This window comes from Thauera sp. WH-1, from assembly GCF_047806685.1.
Classification (GTDB): Bacteria; Pseudomonadota; Gammaproteobacteria; order Burkholderiales; family Rhodocyclaceae; genus Thauera.
The window spans coordinates 171646-188853 of record NZ_JBLQGP010000005.1 but is presented as its reverse complement, the minus strand read 5'-3'; the positions used below and the strand labels follow the sequence as shown (position 1 = coordinate 188853).

At 66.1% G+C, this 17208-nt stretch carries 17 protein-coding genes; 10 read left to right on the top strand and 7 right to left on the bottom strand.

What is annotated here, in order from left to right; translation table 11 throughout:
- Positions 1 to 14: 14 nt before the first annotated feature.
- Together alr and ACMV5O_RS07570 are read right to left on the bottom strand one after the other, a co-directional pair.
- The gene (gene alr / locus ACMV5O_RS07575; RefSeq protein WP_416162889.1) at positions 15 to 1076 is read right to left on the bottom strand and encodes an alanine racemase; all 1062 of its coding nucleotides are present in this window, start codon (positions 1074 to 1076) and stop codon (positions 15 to 17) included.
- Positions 1077 to 1183: 107 nt separating this feature from the next.
- Positions 1184 to 2494 (bottom strand): D-amino acid dehydrogenase, encoded by a 1311-nt coding sequence (locus ACMV5O_RS07570; RefSeq protein ID WP_416162888.1) that lies wholly within the window; start codon positions 2492 to 2494, stop codon positions 1184 to 1186.
- A gap of 133 nt (positions 2495 to 2627) precedes the next feature.
- Between ACMV5O_RS07570 and ACMV5O_RS07565 the strand changes: the two genes are divergently transcribed.
- Positions 2628 to 3095: a winged helix-turn-helix transcriptional regulator gene (locus ACMV5O_RS07565; RefSeq protein ID WP_324542837.1), complete on the top strand. Its 468-nt coding sequence runs from the start codon at positions 2628 to 2630 to the stop codon at positions 3093 to 3095.
- Here the strand turns inward: ACMV5O_RS07565 and ACMV5O_RS07560 are convergent.
- Positions 3074 to 3844: a hypothetical protein gene (locus tag ACMV5O_RS07560; RefSeq protein WP_416162887.1), complete on the bottom strand. Its 771-nt coding sequence runs from the start codon at positions 3842 to 3844 to the stop codon at positions 3074 to 3076. The two genes, ACMV5O_RS07565 and ACMV5O_RS07560, sit on opposite strands and share 22 nt — an antisense overlap.
- A 136-nt stretch (positions 3845 to 3980) precedes the next feature.
- Between ACMV5O_RS07560 and ACMV5O_RS07555 the strand changes: the two genes are divergently transcribed.
- Positions 3981 to 4244: a hypothetical protein gene (locus ACMV5O_RS07555; RefSeq protein WP_416162886.1), complete on the top strand. Its 264-nt coding sequence runs from the start codon at positions 3981 to 3983 to the stop codon at positions 4242 to 4244.
- Between the two features lie 280 nt (positions 4245 to 4524).
- Here the strand turns inward: ACMV5O_RS07555 and ACMV5O_RS07550 are convergent, their stop codons facing one another.
- From ACMV5O_RS07550 to ACMV5O_RS07535, 4 genes are all read right to left on the bottom strand, one after another.
- On the bottom strand, positions 4525 to 5421 hold the full coding sequence (locus tag ACMV5O_RS07550) for a LysR family transcriptional regulator (protein ID WP_013721833.1): 897 nt from the start codon (positions 5419 to 5421) through the stop codon (positions 4525 to 4527).
- Between the two features lie 264 nt (positions 5422 to 5685).
- A complete protein-coding gene (gene phbB, locus ACMV5O_RS07545; RefSeq protein ID WP_416162885.1) occupies positions 5686 to 6432 on the bottom strand; it encodes an acetoacetyl-CoA reductase in 747 nt (248 codons plus the stop codon).
- Between the two features lie 10 nt (positions 6433 to 6442).
- Positions 6443 to 6886 carry a phasin family protein gene (locus ACMV5O_RS07540; protein ID WP_066921861.1) on the bottom strand — a complete coding sequence of 148 codons (444 nt, stop codon included), beginning with the start codon at positions 6884 to 6886 and terminating at the stop codon, positions 6443 to 6445.
- 118 nt (positions 6887 to 7004) lie between these two features.
- The gene (locus tag ACMV5O_RS07535; RefSeq protein ID WP_416162884.1) at positions 7005 to 8759 is read right to left on the bottom strand and encodes a PHA/PHB synthase family protein; all 1755 of its coding nucleotides are present in this window, start codon (positions 8757 to 8759) and stop codon (positions 7005 to 7007) included.
- Between the two features lie 335 nt (positions 8760 to 9094).
- On the opposite strand from ACMV5O_RS07535, the gene ACMV5O_RS07530 reads away from it, so the two are divergent.
- From ACMV5O_RS07530 to ACMV5O_RS07495, 8 genes are all read left to right on the top strand, one after another.
- On the top strand, positions 9095 to 9703 hold the full coding sequence (locus ACMV5O_RS07530) for a TetR/AcrR family transcriptional regulator (RefSeq protein ID WP_062798538.1): 609 nt from the start codon (positions 9095 to 9097) through the stop codon (positions 9701 to 9703).
- A 187-nt stretch (positions 9704 to 9890) separates the two neighbouring features.
- A complete protein-coding gene (locus ACMV5O_RS07525; RefSeq protein WP_083768689.1) occupies positions 9891 to 10316 on the top strand; it encodes a hypothetical protein in 426 nt (141 codons plus the stop codon).
- Between the two features lie 27 nt (positions 10317 to 10343).
- On the top strand, positions 10344 to 11384 hold the full coding sequence (hlyD, locus tag ACMV5O_RS07520; RefSeq protein WP_263476980.1) for a secretion protein HlyD: 1041 nt from the start codon (positions 10344 to 10346) through the stop codon (positions 11382 to 11384).
- A gap of 1 nt (position 11385) precedes the next feature.
- On the top strand, positions 11386 to 13158 hold the full coding sequence (locus tag ACMV5O_RS07515; protein WP_416162883.1) for an ATP-binding cassette domain-containing protein: 1773 nt from the start codon (positions 11386 to 11388) through the stop codon (positions 13156 to 13158).
- Positions 13155 to 14324 carry an ABC transporter permease gene (locus tag ACMV5O_RS07510; RefSeq protein ID WP_416162882.1) on the top strand — a complete coding sequence of 390 codons (1170 nt, stop codon included), beginning with the start codon at positions 13155 to 13157 and terminating at the stop codon, positions 14322 to 14324. Before ACMV5O_RS07515 ends, ACMV5O_RS07510 begins: the two co-directional genes overlap by 4 nt.
- A 4-nt stretch (positions 14325 to 14328) precedes the next feature.
- Positions 14329 to 15447, top strand: a complete 1119-nt coding sequence (locus ACMV5O_RS07505; protein WP_017244799.1) for an ABC transporter permease — start codon at positions 14329 to 14331, stop codon at positions 15445 to 15447.
- On the top strand, positions 15444 to 16982 hold the full coding sequence (locus ACMV5O_RS07500) for an efflux transporter outer membrane subunit (protein WP_416162881.1): 1539 nt from the start codon (positions 15444 to 15446) through the stop codon (positions 16980 to 16982). Before ACMV5O_RS07505 ends, ACMV5O_RS07500 begins: the two co-directional genes overlap by 4 nt.
- Positions 16983 to 17002: 20 nt before the next feature.
- Positions 17003 to 17206 (top strand): DUF2892 domain-containing protein, encoded by a 204-nt coding sequence (locus tag ACMV5O_RS07495; RefSeq protein ID WP_010792188.1) that lies wholly within the window; start codon positions 17003 to 17005, stop codon positions 17204 to 17206.
- Positions 17207 to 17208 lie beyond the last annotated feature (2 nt).

The window sequence follows — 17208 nt, the reverse complement described above, 5'->3', positions numbered from 1 at the left end:
AGGCCGGGCCGCGCTCAGCCCTGGTAGCTGAAGCGCACCCGCTTCACGTTGCACAGCAGCTCATAGGCGATCGTGCCGGCCGCGGCGGCAACGCGGTTGACCGGCACCTCGCGCCCCCACAGCTCGACGCGGCTGCCGATGGTAGCCGTGGGGAGCCTGCTCAGATCCACCGTCAGCATGTCCATCGACACCCGGCCGATGATGCGGCTGGGGTGACCATCGACGCTGACCGGCGTGCCGTCCGGCACGCCGCGCGGATACCCATCGGCGTAGCCCATCGCGACCAGGCCGACGCGCGTGGGGGCGTCGGCGACGAAGCGGCCGCCATAGCCCAGCGCCTCGCCGGGGGCGATCTCGCGCACCGCCATCACCGCGCTTTCGAGCGTCATCACCGGCTGCAGCCCGTTGCCCTCCTGTGGCAGCGGGTCGGCGCCGTAGAGCAGGATGCCCGGCCGCGCCCAGTCGCGCCGCGCCTGCGGCCAGCCCAGGATGGCGCCCGAGTTGGCGAGGCTGTGCGCGCCCGGCAGTGCCGCGGTGGCGGCGTCGAAGCGTGTGATCTGTTCGCTCGTGGTGATCACCTGCGGTTCGTCGGCACGGGCGAAGTGGGTCATCAGCGTGATGTCGGCCACCTTGCCGCTCGCCTGCAGACGCTGCCAGGCGGCACTGGCCGCCTCGGGCAGGAAACCGGCGCGGTTCATGCCCGTGTTGATCTTGAGCCAGACATGAAGCGGCGCGGCCAGCGTCGTCGTCTCCAGCATCCGCAGCTGGGCTTCGTGATGGATCACGATCCACAGGTCTTCGCGCACCGCGTCGGCCAGCTCGCTGGCCTCGAACACCCCTTCCAGCAGCAGCATCGGCTTGCGGATGCCGGCCGCGCGCAGCGTCAGCGCCTCCTCGAGAAAGGCGACGGCGAAGCCGTCCGCCTCGCCCTCCAGGGCGCAGGCGCACTGCACGGCGCCATGGCCGTAGGCGTTGGCCTTCACCACGGCGAGGGCACGGCCGCCGTGGCGCTCACGGGCAAGGCGGTAGTTGTGACGCAGGGCGGCGAGATCGATCAGGGCGCGGGCGGGGCGCATGGGAGGCATCCGGTTGGCAGCTTGGAGGTCGAAATGGTGCAGGCAAAGCAGGGGGTGCGCAATCTCGCGCATCCCCCTGCCGGTGCCACGTGTGCGGTCTGCCGGCGTCAGGCCGGCGACAGGCTGAGCCCGCGCGCGCCGCGGGTAGCGGCGCGGCCGTAGCGCGCCAGGCCGAGGTCATCGCAGCGGATCGCCGGCTGGCGGCCGCAGACGAGGTCGGCAAGCAGCGCGCCGGCGCCGCAGGACATCGTCCACCCGAGGGTGCCGTGGCCGGTGTTGAGGAACAGCTCGGGATAGGGCGTGGCGCCCACGATCGGCGTCGAATCCGGCGTCATCGGCCGCAAGCCGGTCCAGAACTCGGCCCGTGCGAGGTCGCCGCTGCCGGGGAAGAGGTCGCCCACCACCATTTCCAGGGTCTCGCGCCGGCGCGGGTTGAGACGCAGGTCGAAGCCGCCGAGCTCGGCCATGCCGCCGACGCGGATGCGGTCGTCGAAGCGCGTCACCGCGACCTTGTAGGTTTCGTCCAGCACCGTCGACACCGGTGCGGCGTCGGCGTCCACCAGGGGCACGGTGAGCGAATAGCCCTTGACCGGATAGACCGGCAGGTCGAGCCCCAGGCTGGCCGCCATCTGGCGCGAGTAGCTGCCGAAGGCCAGCACGTAGCGGTCGGCGCGCAGCACTTGCGCGTCCGCCCCGCTGCCGATGCGCACGCCGTCGATGTGACCGCCTTGGTGCAGCAGCTCATGCACGTCGACGCCGAAGCGGAACTCCACGCCCGCGGCACGAGCCATCTCGGCGAGCCGGGCGGTGAACAGGTGGCAGTCGCCGGTCTCGTCATTGGGCAGGCGCAGGCCGCCCGCCAGGCTTGCGCCGCGGCCGGCGAGGGCGGGTTCGGCACGGCCCAGTTCGTCCGCGCTCAGCAGTTCGTAGGGGACGCCGCATTCTTCCAGCACCGCGATGTCGCGCGCGGCGGCCTCGAACTGGGCCTCGGTGCGAAACAGCTGCAGCGTGCCGCGGCTGCGTTCCTCGTAGTGGATGCCGGTGTCGGCGCGCAACTCGCGCAGGCAGTCGCGGCTGTACTCGGAGACGCGCATCATGCGCTCCTTGTTGACCGTGTAGCGCGCGCTGGTGCAGTTGGCCAGCATCTGCGCCATCCAGCGCAGCTGGAACAGGCTGCCGTCGGCTCGGATGGCGAGCGGCGCATGGCGCTGGAACAGCCACTTCATGGCCTTGAGGGGGATGCCGGGCGCGGCCCAGGGCGTGGAGTAGCCTGGCGAGACCTGGCCGGCATTGGCGAAGCTGGTCTCCAGCGCGGCGCCCGGCTGGCGGTCGATGACGGTCACGCGCGCGCCGCGCTGGGCCAGATACCAGGCCGTGGTGGTACCGATCACGCCACTTCCGAGTACGATTACGTTCATCTCAAGTCTCCTGCCGTTTTGCTGTTGAATGTCGGCAGTTTATTGACGATATGGCAGTGAAAGACGCTCAGGATTGGCAAAGAAATAGTGGAATAAACTAAACTGAGTGCTAAGATCAGCCGGGGGCAGTGAAATGCGCGAACTCGACCGCATCGACCGCAAGATCATCGACTTGCTGCAAAAGGATGGGCGTCTGTCGATGACCGAACTGGCGCATCGGGTGGGCCTGTCGCCTACCCCGTGCACCGAGCGCGTGCGCCGGCTCGAACGCGAGGGCGTCATCATGGGCTACCACGCGCGCATCGACCCGCGCGCGCTGGGCAGGCCGCTGCTGGTGTTCGTCGAGCTCAAGCTCGCTGCCAAGTCGAACGACACCTTCGACCGCGTCAAGAAGGAACTCGCCTTCGTGCCCGAGGTGATGGAATGCCACCTCGTGTCGGGCGACTTCGACTATCTGATCAAGGCCCGCATCGCCGAGATGAGCGACTACCGGCGCCTGCTCGGCAACATCCTGCTCAAGCTGCCGTCGGCAACCGAGTCGCGCAGCTACGTGGTGATGGAAGAGGTCAAGGAAAGCCTCTATCTGCCGCCCGAGCTGTGAGGCCGTCCATGGTGGGCGAGGGCGTGCAGCAGCGGCAGCACGCCGAGCGCGGCGACCCCGTGCTTGAGGGCGTGGCCGGCGACGAAGCCGCCGCTCAGCGTCCACACCGCCTGGTCGGCCACTTCGAAGATCTTTGCCAGCGCATAGGCCAGCAGCAGCCAGCCCCACGGCAGGCGCAGGTGGCCGGGCGGGCAGGGTAGCGCCAGCCACATGCTCAGCAGGGCGAAGCCGCCGAACTGCAGCAGCAGGTAGAGCCGCAGGTCGTCGGCAACGCGCCATTGCGCCAGCGCCAGCACGCCCAGCAGCAGCCAGCTCCACAGCCAGACACGCCCGGCGACCGGCCCCAGGCGCTCAGCGGCGACTGCGCCGACGGCGCCGGCAAAGGCAATGCTCATCGCCAGGCGGTCCCAGAACAGCGTCGTGTCGGTGGGCGCCAGGTGATAGTGGATGCTGCCGGGGCCGATCAGTGCGAGGCCGGCGAAGAAGATCCCGAGCGCCAGTTGCTGCGGCACAGGGGCGCGGCGGATCAGACCGAGGCCTGCGACGCCGACGGCGACGAAGGCCAGGCTGCTCAGCACATCGGCCGCATTAGGCAAGCGCCAGTGGCCAATGGCCAGCGCCCTGGCGTCGGCAAGGCGGTGATATTCCTGCGGCTGGGCGATTGGCGGTGCCAGCAGCAGGGCGACGGCCAGCACGCAAAGCAGGGCCGGCCCCAGCCACCAGGCGTGGCGCGCAAGGACGGTTTTCATGGCTATCCTGAAATGAATGCCGCCCTGCAAGCCTAGCGCTGAATCGGGCCTGCAGGAAACGCGTCCCGCGCACCTTGCGCGCCCGCGGCGGTCGACAGGGCGTACCGGCCCATTCCGGGCTTCCAGGGAGACGACGATGAGCACCGAGATCGAGCATGCCACCACCCTGACGCTGCAGCAGGCCGCAAAGCTGCTGGCCGGCGAGGCGATGTCGCAGCATGACGCCGAGGTCATGCTGGCCGACGCAATCCAGCATTGCGCGCTGCGCGCCAACGTCAAGCGCTGGGCGACCGAGCAATGGGAAGGGCGCCAGCTCCCGGGCAACATCAACCGGCTCGAAACCTACATCGAGCGCGCCGACCTTGAGGCCTGGCGCACACGCGGCGCAAGCGACAAGTGATGGCGCGGGACTGGTGGAGCGGGTGAAGGGAACAGCACCCGGTCGCTAACTCGTTTATTACGAACGTTTTTTCCGATCCAAGCGTCACGGAATGGACTCGATTGTGGACTCAAGTCTTCGGCCTGGTCAACGCAGGCCGTTGCGGGTGATCCAAAGCGAGCCAAGCACATCCATCAACAGCCAGAGCATCGGATTTCATACCGAAGTCTATCTGTCCACTGGCACATCACGCCACAGGCCGCTACGGACAGGTGAGCTGCGTCCTCAAAGGATTGACTCATCATCGACAGGCGCGGTCCCGCCCGCCTTTCGCCCGCTCGATGAACCGCTTCATGGGCTCCGAGGGTTCGCCCCGGCGGCGCAGCAGGTAGGTAGAGAGCACCGGTGGGCTGCCGGCCAAGGGACGAATGGAGATGTCCGGGCGCTGTAGCGTCTGCACCTGCGAGGCGATGGCGAAACCGATGCCGTAGCCGGCACCGACCAGGGTCAGCATCACGCCCAGGCTGGTCACTTCATCGACCAGCTTGAGCGGCGTGCCTGCGTCCTGCAGCAGCGCTTGAATCTGATGGCGGCAGCCCGATCCCGATTCGGGATGGCACAGAACCAGCGGGAACTTCAGGGCTTCGGCCAGCGGCACCTGCACGTGTGCCAGCAAGGGGTGGCGTGCGGGCACGATCACCGACAGCGGATCGGTCCACACCGGCTCGGCGACGAGGCCATCATGTACCGCGTTTGACAACGCAAAGCCGATGTCCAGCAGATCGTCGTGCAGCGTCTTGAGCTGCTGCGCGAACGGCAGCTCGAAGACGCGAATCTCCATCTCGGGCTCCTCCTCGCGGCTGCGTGCCAGCAAGGTGGCGATGCGGGGCTGCGCCAGGCCGTCGCAGATCGCGATGCGCAGATGGCCCTGGTAGCCCTGTGCCGCCGCCTTGGCACTCTTGACTGCCTGCTCCACGGTGGCCATCACGCGTCGGCATTCGCCTAGGAACACCTGGCCGGCCCAGGTCAGCCGCGTCAGGCGGGTGCTGCGGTCGAACAACTGCACGCCAAGCTGGCTTTCCAGGTCGCGCATTGCTCGCGATACGGGAGATTGCTCGATCCCGAGACGCTCGGCCGCGCGGGCGAGATGCAGCTCTTCCGCGACTGCAACGAAATAGCGTAGCAATCTAGGCTCCAAGGCAGCCTCCCATCGGCCCTTTCCACCAGGTCTTGGTACGAGCCAGCCACCAAACGATGGGGATGTCAATCAGGATCAGGGTGACGACGCCTGCTAAACGTGCGGTCAACCGGAGGACTTGCAGATCACTATCCGTCAGCACGCAAACACCCTCGTGTCAATGCGCATGCTTCGTGTCCGAGCACCCGAGTGTGTAAAGGATGCTCTTCGGTGAACTGCCCAAGCGAATGGTCCAGACTTTCATGCCGCAGGCCCCTCGACTACTCAATACATATGCTGGCCGCCGTTCATCGCCACGTTGCTGCCGGTCATAAAGGCGGCGGCTTCGCTGGCGATGAAGGCGACAAGTGCCGCAATCTCGTCCGGCTGGCCCAGACGGCCAACCGGAATCGCATCGATGATCTTCTGGCGCATGTCCTCCCGCACCGCCATCACCATCTCGGTGGCCAGATAACCCGGCGACACGGTGTTGACCGTCACACCCTTGCGCGCGACCTCCTGCGCCAGCGCCTTCGTGAACCCGTGCACGCCGGCTTTGGCCGCCGAATAATTGGTCTGCCCGAACTGGCCCTTGCTGCCGTTGATCGACGAGATGTTGACGATGCGACCCCAGCCGCGCTCGACCATCGGATCAATGAACGGCTTGGTGACGTTGAACATGGAGTCCAGGTTGGTGTGCAGTACGGCATCCCAACCGGTCTTGTCGAGCTTGCGCAGCGTTGCATCGCGGGTGATGCCGGCGTTGTTCACCAGGATGTCGATCCGATGACCGTCGGCGTGGATGCGCCGCGCCAGTTCCTGCGTTGATTCGTAGTCGGATACATCCACCCAGTAGGCAGCAAATGTGTAGCCCTGTGTCGCTTGCGCTTGCTGCCACTGGCCAATCGTGGTGTTGCCGGGGGTATGCGTGACGATCACGCGGTGGCCGGCATCGTGCAGGGCACGGGCGATCGCAGCGCCCAACCCCCGGTTGCCTCCCGTCACCAGCGCCGTCCGTTGCGTCGTATTCATTGCCGTCCCCTCATTTCTTGGTCTTGCCCTGGGGTACGGCGCTTGGGGCGGTCCAGGGCTGCGTCCAGCGCTGGCAAAGCTGCGTGAAAGAGGCTGCGTCGCCACTCGCGCCGAATGCCTCGGAGACAGACTCCTGCCAAGTCGTGAGCGCCTGGCGCAGTCCATTGGCAAAGGCCGTCTGGCTCTTGGCTGCTACTTGCCCGACCGCTTGGGCATCGCCCATGCGGCCTTGGCACAGACGCCAGAACACCTCGGACGGCAAGGTCGCGAGCGCTTGCCAGTCGGCCGCCTGTTGGAGGCCCTGGATGCGCGAGGTGGTCTCCAGCACGCCGCCAGCGCTGAGCTGTTGCATGACTTCGAGCCAGTGATGGCTGCTCTCCTGCAGCAAGCGCGTGATCTGCAGTTGCAGCTCGGCATTGGCTTTGTAGAGATGGATTGGCAGTTCGTTGCTCATTGCAGTGCCCTTCGGTCATGGTGGGCCCCCTTCGGGGCGGGTGTAGGCCATCCCTAGCGATGTCCCTGTTGAAATAGTCTTGTCTTGTCTTGTCTTGTCTCGGCTTCGGCGCGTCGTATCAGCGCATTGCCACATAGGTTCCCGGTGCATCACCAAGCGGGACCTGCGTGCCGCCCATGGCGGGCGGCGATACCCGCTCGGTCGAATGTCGTGCCAGCCACTGCTGCCAGGCTGGCCACCAGGAGCCCTCGTTCAGAGGGGTTTCGGTACGCCACGTTTGCGGATCGACGTAGCGAGCGCCGACGCTGCGGGTCGCAATCTGGTAGCTGCGCCGGGGGTGCCCCGGCTCGCTGACCACGCCGGCGTTGTGCCCGCCGCTGGTCAGTACGAAGGTCAGCTCCGCATCACTGAGCAGATGCATCTTGTACACGGATGGCCAGGGGGCAACGTGGTCGCGCACCGTGCCGACGATGAGCATCGGCACTTCGATGTCGGCGATCGCCACCGGCCGTCCGCCGACCCGGTAGCGTCCCTCGGCCAGATCGTTGTTCAGATACAAACGCCGCAGGTACTCGCTGTGCATGCGATACGGCATGCGCGTCACGTCGGCATTCCATGCCATCAGGTCATTGAACTCCTGCCGTTCGCCCAGCAGGTACTCGCGCACGCGGCGCGACCAGATCAGGTCGCGCGAGTTGAGCATCTGGAAAGAGGCGGCCATCTGCTTGCCGTCGAGATAGCCCTTGTCCCACATCCCGGCTTCCAGCCAGGCGAGTTGACTGTCGTCGATGAAAAGCGCGATTTCGCCCGACTCGCGGAAGTCGGTCTCCGACGCCAGCAGCGTCAAACTGCGCAGCCGTTCGTCGCCATCGCGCGCCATCGCGGCTGCGGCGATCGTCAGCAAGGTGCCGCCCAGGCAATAGCCAACCGCCTGCACCTTGCGCTCGGGCACGATGGCCGTGACCGCGTCCAGTGCATCCATGACCCCCAGCCACCGGTAATCCTCGAGGCCGAGGTCGCGATCGGCCGCGGTCGGGTTCTTCCAGGAAAGGATGAACACCGTATGCCCCTGGTCGACCAGGTACTTCACCATCGAGTTGTGCGGTGACAGGTCGAGGATGTAGTACTTCATGATCCAGGAAGGCACGATCAACACCGGCTCGGCATACACATCGGGCGTCGTCGGCGTGTACTGGATCAGTTCGATGAGGTGGTTTCGGAACACCACCTTTCCTGGCGTGACCGCCACGTCCTGGCCGACCTTGAAGCCTTCGACCCCGGCCGGTTCATCGTCAAGCGCAAGACGCTGTGCATCGTCGAGGAAGTTCATCGCGCCGCGCCACAGGTTGACGCCGCCGCTGGTTTTGATGGCTTCCAGCACTTCCGGGTTGGTCCAGATGAAATTCGATGGCGACCACATGTCCAACCACTGCCGCCCGGCGAAAGTGACCATGTTCTCGTGATGGCGCGACACGCCGCGCACGCCGGTCGTGGCGTTGTGCCACCACTGCTGCTGCAGCAAGAAGCCCTGGTGGATCACGTTGAACGGCCATTGCTGCCAGGCCGGCGCCTCGAAGCGCCGATCCTGTTCCAACGGCTCAATGCACGTGGGGCAGCCGTGGGCACTTGCAGCGTGCGCGACGTAACGCGCCAAGCGTCGCTGCTTGTGCAACCCCTTGTCGATCAGGCTGCGCTGCTTGCCCGGTGAAAGGCTCAGGTGCAGCGCCCAGTCGTACCAAGCCAGCAAACCCGCCGCCGGCGACAACCCGCCAGTGCCGCGTGCCCGGCACGCGTTCGCAAGCGTATCCAGGACATCGGGGTGACAGACGGACGGTGCCGGCGCGGGCTTGTCAGGTATGGCAAGGGTGTTCATCTCTGATCTTCCGATGTTGTAAGTAACTTATTACTATCATAATGCCTACGGGAAAAGATGCAAAGCCTTGAAGAACGCCCGGGGGATTTCCGCCTTCGCTCGAACGAAATCGCTTCTCTTGCTCTGACTGAGGTGGCCGACTTGCCGACCGATTACTCATGATCCGCCTGAGGGGTGTGTTCGCTTCCTGGGTCTCGTCAGCTCACTTGGCCACGATCCATGGATGGGGCAGGAACCATCCTTTCCCGTGCGATGAACCGTATTCCCGATCTTGCGACGCGGATGTTTTGCATGTTAGGATAGTAATAGGTCACTTACTTTATGGAGTCTGATCGGTGAGCGAACGTCCTCAATATCTGTCCGCTGAAGAGCGGCGTGCTGCCACAGTGCAAGCGGTGGTGGACTTGGCCGCGGAGCAAAACCCGGCCGAAATCACGACCACGGCCATCGCCGATCGAATGGGTTTGACGCAGGGCGCGCTGTTTCGCCACTTCCCCACCAAGGACGCGATCCTGGAGGCAACGATGACCTGGGTCGGTGAGCGTCTACTGGTGCGCGTGGACAAGGCGGCCGAGGGCGCCGCGTCTCCTGCCGCAGCACTCGAAGCCATGTTCATGACGCACATCGACTTCGTGGCCAAGCATCCCGGCGTGCCGCGCATGCTGTTCGGAGAACTGCAACGCTCTGGCGAGACGCTCGCCAAGCGGATGGTGCAGACCTTGCTCCGTCAATACGAACAGCGCCTGCGCCGCCTGATGGAGGCAGGCAAGGCGCAAGGCGACCTGGATGCGGATCTGGACGTGGATGCCGCCGCCGTGTTGTTCATCGGCACGATCCAGGGACTGGTCATGCAGTCGCTGTTGGCCGGCAAGGTCAGTCGCATTCGTCGTGATGCGCCAGCCGTGTTTGCCATCTATCTCCGTGGCATCACGCACACCCGATGAAACGCCTTCCATCCTGCCGCCACGCAGTTGCCCGGTCGGCCGAGAGGCACACCACGGTCATGCGATCGCGTTGCGCCTCCAGCGCGAATCCGCGTCATTCAACACTCAGCCCGACCGCCCGGCGGAACGCACACGCACGCCGCGACGACGGCGAAGGCTTGGGAGTTTCCGCGATCAAGTAAAGGCCATGAAGATGACCACTCATCCACAACGCAGCCTCTGGAACTGGCTGATCTCCCTGCTCGCGATCGGCTTCGGTCTGCTCACTCTTCGGGAGGGCGGCGCCGTTCTGTTTGTCGACGGCGCGGCGCGCCAAGCCGCCGGCCACTATGTGCCCTTCGTGCTCTGGTTCAATTTTCTGGCCGGGTTCGCCTACATCGTCGCCGGCGTCGGCTTGTGGATGCGCCGGCGCTGGGCCGCGTGGTTAGCGATTGTCATCACGGTGGCGACCGCACTCGTGTTCCTCGCTTTCGGAGTGCATGTGGCTTTGGGTGGCGCCTGGGAGCGACGCACGGTGGTCGCCATGACGCTGCGCACGTTGGTGTGGGCTGGCATAGCGGCCATCGCCTGGCGCCGGTCAGCGGCGAATGCGCCGGTCGCACGCGAGCACTGAGCACCTTTATCCAGCGGAAACCCATCGATGAAAACTCCAAACCTCCTCTTCAAGAAAACCCGTTGGGTCGTGATCGCCGTCGTCGTGCTCGCTCTTGGCGGCGCACTGGCGTTCTGGTTGTCGCGCGACCATGGACAACAAGATGCATTGCGCCTCTACGGCAACGTCGACATCCGCGAGGTGCAACTGGCCTTCCGTCAGCCCGGGCGCGTGATGCAAATGGCTTTCGACGAGGGCGATGCCGTCAGCGCCGGCGATCGCCTGGCCACGCTGGACGCGCAGCCCTACCGGGATGCGCTGGCCGCCGCGCAAGCCCAAGTGCAGGTCGCGCAGGCCGAACTGGCCAAGCTGCGCCGCGGCCTGCGACCGCAGGAAATCACCCAGGCGCGCGAAGCCCTCAGGCAGGCCCAGGCGCTCGCCACCGAGACCGAGCGCAATTTCCAGCGCCAGAGTGGCCTGCTGGCATCGGGCGCCAGCAGCCAGCGCACGGTCGATGCAGCCCGCACGGCGCGCGACCAGGCAGCCGCTGGCGTCGAAGCGGCCAAGGCGGCCCTGTCGCAAGCATCCGAAGGTTTTCGCAAGGAAGACATCGCCGCGGCAGAAGCTCGCCTTGCGGCCGCACAGGCTGCCGCAGCGCAAGCCACGACAGCCTTGGCGGACACCGAGTTGATGGCGCCCAGTAGCGGCACCGTCATCGCACGAGTGCGGGAGCCCGGCAGCATGGTCGCAAGCCAGAGCGCGGTCTACAGCCTGAGCCTGGACAAGCCGGTTTACGTGCGCGCCTACGTGGGCGAGTCGGACTTGGGGCGCATCGCGCCCGGTACTGTGGTGCGCGTCAAAAGCGATTCATCAGAGAAGGTCTATCGCGGCCAGATCGGCTTCATCTCGCCGCGCGCCGAGTTCACCCCCAAGACGGTGGAGACGACGGATTTGCGCACGGATCTGGTCTACCGCCTGCGCATCGTCATCGACGAAGCCGACAGCGACAGTGCCTTGCGCCAGGGCATGCCGGTGACGATCGAGGTCGATGCGAAAGCCGGCACCAGTATCCCGGCGGGGGAGCGTTGAAATGCAGGCAAGCCCTGCCATCGCCGCCGTGTCTGCGGGTGCGGGCGAAGACGCTGCCGTCGTCATCGAGGGCGTGGACAAGCATTTCGGCGACGTAAAGGCGCTGCGGGGCTTGAGCGCGCGCATCCACTATGGGCGGCTGACGGGTCTGGTCGGCCCCGACGGCGCTGGCAAGACGACGCTGATGCGGATTCTGACCGGCCTCCTGGTGCCGAACGCCGGCCACGTCACCTTGGCAGGCTATGACGTGGTCAAGGACAACGACGCCATTCACGTCGCCAGCGGCTACATGCCGCAACGCTTTGGACTGTACGAAGACCTGTCGGTGATGGAGAACATGCGCCTGTATGCGCAGTTGCGCGGCATGGATGCGGACCGCAACGCCGATCTGTTTGCCGAGCTGCTGGACTTCACGCGGCTCGGACCCTTCACCAAACGCCTGGCCGGCAAGCTCTCCGGCGGCATGAAGCAGAAGCTGGGCCTTGCCTGTGCGCTCATGGCGCGGCCGAAGGTGCTGCTGCTGGACGAGCCGGGCGTGGGTGTCGACCCGGTCAGCCGCCAGGACTTGTGGCGCATGGTGCAGGCGCTGACCGATGAAGGCATGGCCGTGGTCTGGTCCACCGCCTATCTCGACGAAGCCGAGCGCTGCGAGAGCGTGCTGCTGCTGAACCAAGGGCAGCTCCTGTTCGATGGCCCGCCGCAGGAGCTGACCGCGCAGCTCGAAGGCCGCAGTTTCCGTCTGGAAGACGTCGGTGCCGAGCGACGAGCGGTCCTGACCCAGGCACTCGACCTGCCCAGCGTGAGCGATGGCGTGATCCAGGGCGCCGGCGTGCGCGTGGTGTTGCGCGAGGGCGCTCAAGCGGAGCAGCTCCAGGCCCTGTCCGATCAGGCGCGAGTGGAGCTGGCGCAGGTGCCCGCGCGCTTCGAAGACGCCTTCATCGATCTGCTCGGTGGTGGCCCCGGCGGCACTTCGACGCTGGCCGAGCGTCTGCCGCCGGTTGAGCTGGGTTCCGACATTGCCGTGTCGTGCCGAAACCTCACCAAGCGCTTCGGCGAGTTCACCGCCACCGACAACGTCAGCTTCGAGGTGCAAAAGGGCGAAATCTTCGGCCTGCTCGGCCCCAACGGCGCCGGCAAGTCCACCACCTTCAAGATGCTGTGCGGCCTGCTGAAACCCACGGCTGGCGAAGCGCATGTGGTGGGCCATGATCTGCGCCGCGCCACCGGCGCAGCCAAGAGCCGGCTCGGCTACATGGCGCAGAAGTTTTCGCTCTACGGCCTGCTCTCGGTGCAGCAGAACCTGGAATTCTCGGCCGGCGTCTACGGACTGGAAGGCAACACCCGTCGCGAGCGCATTGCCGAGATGATCGAAACCTTCGATCTGGGCGACTGGCTGTCCGCCACGCCCGATTCCCTGCCGCTGGGCCACAAGCAGCGCCTGGCATTGGCTTGTTCGCTGATGCACCGGCCGCCCGTGCTGTTCCTAGATGAACCCACTTCGGGCGTGGACCCGATCACCCGGCGCGAATTCTGGACCCACATCAACGGACTGGCCCGCAAGGGCGTGACCATCATGGTCACCACCCACTTCATGGACGAGGCCGAATACTGCGACCGCGTGGCCATGCTCTCGCGTGCGCAACTGATTGCGCTGGATACGCCCGACGCGCTCAAACGTTCGGCGGTCAGCCCCGAACGACCCGACCCGACGATGGAGGACGCCTTCATTCACCTGGTGGAGTCGGCGGACCGCGAGCTGGAGGCCGCCACATGAACGGCACCACAAAGCACAAGGACGGGAATGGACCACAGCAGACCGACCTGCGCGATTTTGATCTGCGGCGCTTGATCGCCCTGGTCACCAAGGAAAGCTACCAGGCGCTGCGCGACCCCTCGACGCTGCTGATCGCGTTCGTGCTGCCGGTGGTGTTGCTGCTGCTGTTCGCCTATGCGGTGTCGCTGGATGCGAAGGATGTCCGCGTCGGCGTGGTGCTGGAGTCGCCCGGCGCTGCAGCGCAGGAGCTTGCGGCGGCCTTTGCCGGCACAAAGTTCCTGGATGCCCACTTCGCCCATGACCGGCGCGAAGTGGCCGACCAGCTGGTCTCAGGCGACCTGCGCGGCTACGTGGTGATCCCGCAGGATTTCGAGCAGCGGCTGGCCCAGCGTGGCAGCGAGCCGCTGGTGCAGATCGTCACCGACGGCTCCTACCCCAATACCGCCAACTACGTCGAGAACTACGCCCGCGGCGTGGTCCAGTCCTGGCGTGCCGGACTGGACGTCGGAGCACCAGCGCAGGCCGTCATGCTGGAACCGCGCTACTGGTTCAACCCCGAGCTGGAAAGCCGCCGCGCACTGATTCCCGGTGCCATCGCCATCGTCATGACCATCATCGGCACCATGCTGACTGCACTGGTGGTGGCGCGTGAATGGGAGCGCGGCACCATGGAGGCGGTGCTGTCCACGCCGGCCTCGGTGGCCGAAATCCTGATCGGCAAGCTGCTGCCGTACTTCGTGCTCGGCATGCTGTCCACGCTGGGTGCGGCGGCGCTGGCGGTGTTCGTGTTCGGGGTCCCGATGCGGGGCTCGCTGGCGGCGCTGCTGCTGCTGTCGGCGGTGTTCATGGTGCCGGCGCTGGGTCAGGGTCTGCTGATTTCCTCCTTGGCACGCAACCAGTTCCTGGCAGCGCAGATCGCGCTGTTCACGGGTTTTCTGCCGGCTTTCATGCTGTCGGGCTTTCTGTATGAGATCGACGCGATGCCCGCGCCAATCCGGGCCATCACCCGGCTGGTTCCGGCGCGTTACTTCGTCGATTCGCTGAAGACGGTGTTCCTGGCCGGCGACATCTGGGCCGTGTTCCTGCCCAACCTGGCGGCCATGGCGGCGATCGGGGTGCTGTTCTTCGTGATCGCCAAGCGCGCCACGCGCAAGAACCTGGAGTGACGCGATGTTGACTTCCGCATTCTCGTTCACCCGCCTGCGCGCCCAGTTCATCAAGGAAGTGCTCAGCGTCCTGCGCGACCCGCGCAGCCGCATGGTGGTGTTCGTGCCGCCGATCCTGCAGTTGCTGGTGTTCGCCTTTGCCGCGACGCTGGAAGTGCGTAACGTCGATATCGCCGTCTACGATCAGGATGCGGGGCGGTGGTCGCACGAGTTGGTACAGCGCCTGGACAGCGCCCGCTTCATCACCCACGTCCGGCATGTCGACAGCCAGCAGCAGCTGCACGAGCTGATCGACCGTGGCGAGGTGATCGCCGCGCTCGCCATCCCGGTGGATTTCTCGCGCTCCATCGCCGCCGGCGAAAGTGGCCGCGCGCAGGTACTGGTCGATGGCCGGCGCAGCAACTCCGGGCAGATCACCGTGGCCTATCTGTCCACCATCGCCGCCGATGTCGGCGCCGAGGTCGTGCCCGACGCCCAGGCACCAACGCCCGTGGTCGTGCGCCACTGGTTCAACCCGAATCTGGTCTACCGCTGGTTCATCGTGCCCGGCCTGACGGGCATCCTGGCGCTGTTCAGCGCGCTGCTCATCACCTCGCTGTCGATTGCGCGCGAACGTGAACTCGGAACCTTCGACCAGTTGCTGGTGTCGCCCACCTCGACGCCAGAGATCATCATTTCCAAATCACTGCCGGCACTCGCAATTGGCACTGCGCTGGGCCTGTTCATGATCAGCGCGGGCGTCTTCCTGTTCGGCATCCCGTTTACGGGCTCGTTTGCGCTCCTGCTCGCCAGTTTGGTGCTGTTCATCCTGTCGGTGGTCGGCATCGGTCTGATGATTTCCGCGGTCAGCATGACGCAGCAGCAGGCCATCCTGGGGGCGTTCGCCATCGGCGTGCCGGCGGTGCTGATGTCCGGCTTTGCGACACCTGTGGAAAACATGCCTGTCGTCCTGCAATGGCTGGCTCAGGCCATTCCACTGACCCATTTCCTCATCATCGTCGAAGGCAGCTTTCTCAAGGCCATGCCGCCCGGTGACATTCTCGCCAGCCTGTGGCCGCTGGCGGTCATCGCCCTGGCCACGCTGACGATGGCCACCGTATTCGTCCGAGGACGCCTGCAATGAAATCCAAGCCCCGCACTCCCTTTCTTCGCGCAACCGTCACCGGCCTGACCCCTGGGCGCGCGCGTCCGCTCGCGCTGGCCCTGTCCTGCGTGCTGCTGACTGCCTGCGCAAGCGTGGGCCCCGACTACCGCGAGCCGCCGCCGGTCGACGTCGGCAGCGGCTGGAGCTTGCCGTTGGCAAGCGAATCCCAGTCCGCAGACTTGAGCCAATGGTGGTCTGCACTGGACGATCCCATCCTCGATCGCCTGATGGCCACGGCGCTGGCACAGAACCTGGATCTGCGCCAGGCTGCGGCACGCATCGATGAGGCACGCGCCCTGCGCGATCGTGTGGCCGGCGAGGCATTGCCCACCGCCGCCGCTGGCGCGAGCGTCAACCGGCGCCGTCAAAGCGAGAACGGACCCCTGCCCGTAGGTTCGATCCCCGGCCTTGACGCCACGCAGACCATCTACGACGCGGGCTTCGACGCGGCCTGGGAGGCCGACTTGTTCGGGGCCAAGCGGCGGGCGCTGGAAGGCGCCAGCGCCCGCCTGCAGGCGACCGAAGCCGAGGCGCAGGGCGTACGCATGCGCATCGTGGCCGAGGTCGCGCGCACCTGGTTCACCGCCGTCGGCGCCCGCTACGAGTTGCACGCACAACAGGCCACACTGGATACGCTGCAGCAGACCTTGGAATTGGTGCGCCTGCGGCATGCGCTGGGCGACGCGTCGGCCGCCGACGTGGAGGCGGCGTACGCCCAATGGACAGCAGTCAACGCGCTCATCCCGGATATCCAGGCGCGTCAGCGCGCCGCGATACTCAGCCTGGGCGTGCTGCTGGGCGCGCCGCCGGAGCGGGAGCTGGCACTGCTGGATGGCCCCTTGACGCCGAGCACGCTGCGGGCGCTGCCGGTGGGCGAGCGCGCAGAGATGCTGCGCCGGCGCCCGGACGTGCTGGCTGCGGAACGTCGCCTGGCAGCGAGTTCCGCCGACATCGGCGTGGCCGCGGCCGAGTTGTTCCCCAAACTCTCCATCGGTGTCGGCGGCGGGTTCCAAGCGCTCAGTACGGGCGATTGGTTCGATGCATCCAGCTCGCGTTTTTCCATCCTGCCGCTGATTTCCTGGCGCCTGTTCGACGGTGGCCGTGTGCGAGCCGAAATTCGGGCACGCGAGGCGGCCGAGCGACAGGCCGCGCTGGCCTATGAGCAGGCCGTGCTGGCGGCGCTGGGCGATGCCGAGCGCGCGCTTGGCGACTACCACGGCGGGCTGGACACACTGGAGCGCCGCGGTATGGCACTGGATGCCGCGCGCACCAGCTACGGCCACGCCAAGGCGCGCTACGCGGCGGGCGACATTGCGCTGGTCGAACTGCTGGCTGCCCAGCGCAGTCTGCACGAGGCCGAAACCGCAGCCGCACGCGCGCATACCAACGCCGCCGTGCAACTGGTGGCGCTGTACAAGGCCCTTGGTGGTGGCTGGGACGTATCCACGACGGCATCGACCGCAACCCATCCGCTGCGGGGCGCTGCCGCCCCCGTCGCGTTTTCAAGCCGCTGACTCAACAAAAGGAGACCGTCATGCAAATCAACGTTGGAAATCTCGACCGCATTGTGCGCATCGTCATCGGACTGATTTTGCTCAGTCTCCCATTGTGGCTGGACTCATCCTGGCGTTGGCTGGGACTCATTGGAATCATGCCACTCCTCACCGGCCTGGCAGGCCGCTGTCCTGGCTATCGCCTGCTCGGCCTCAGCACTTGCCCGATGCGAAAACCCGAGTGAAC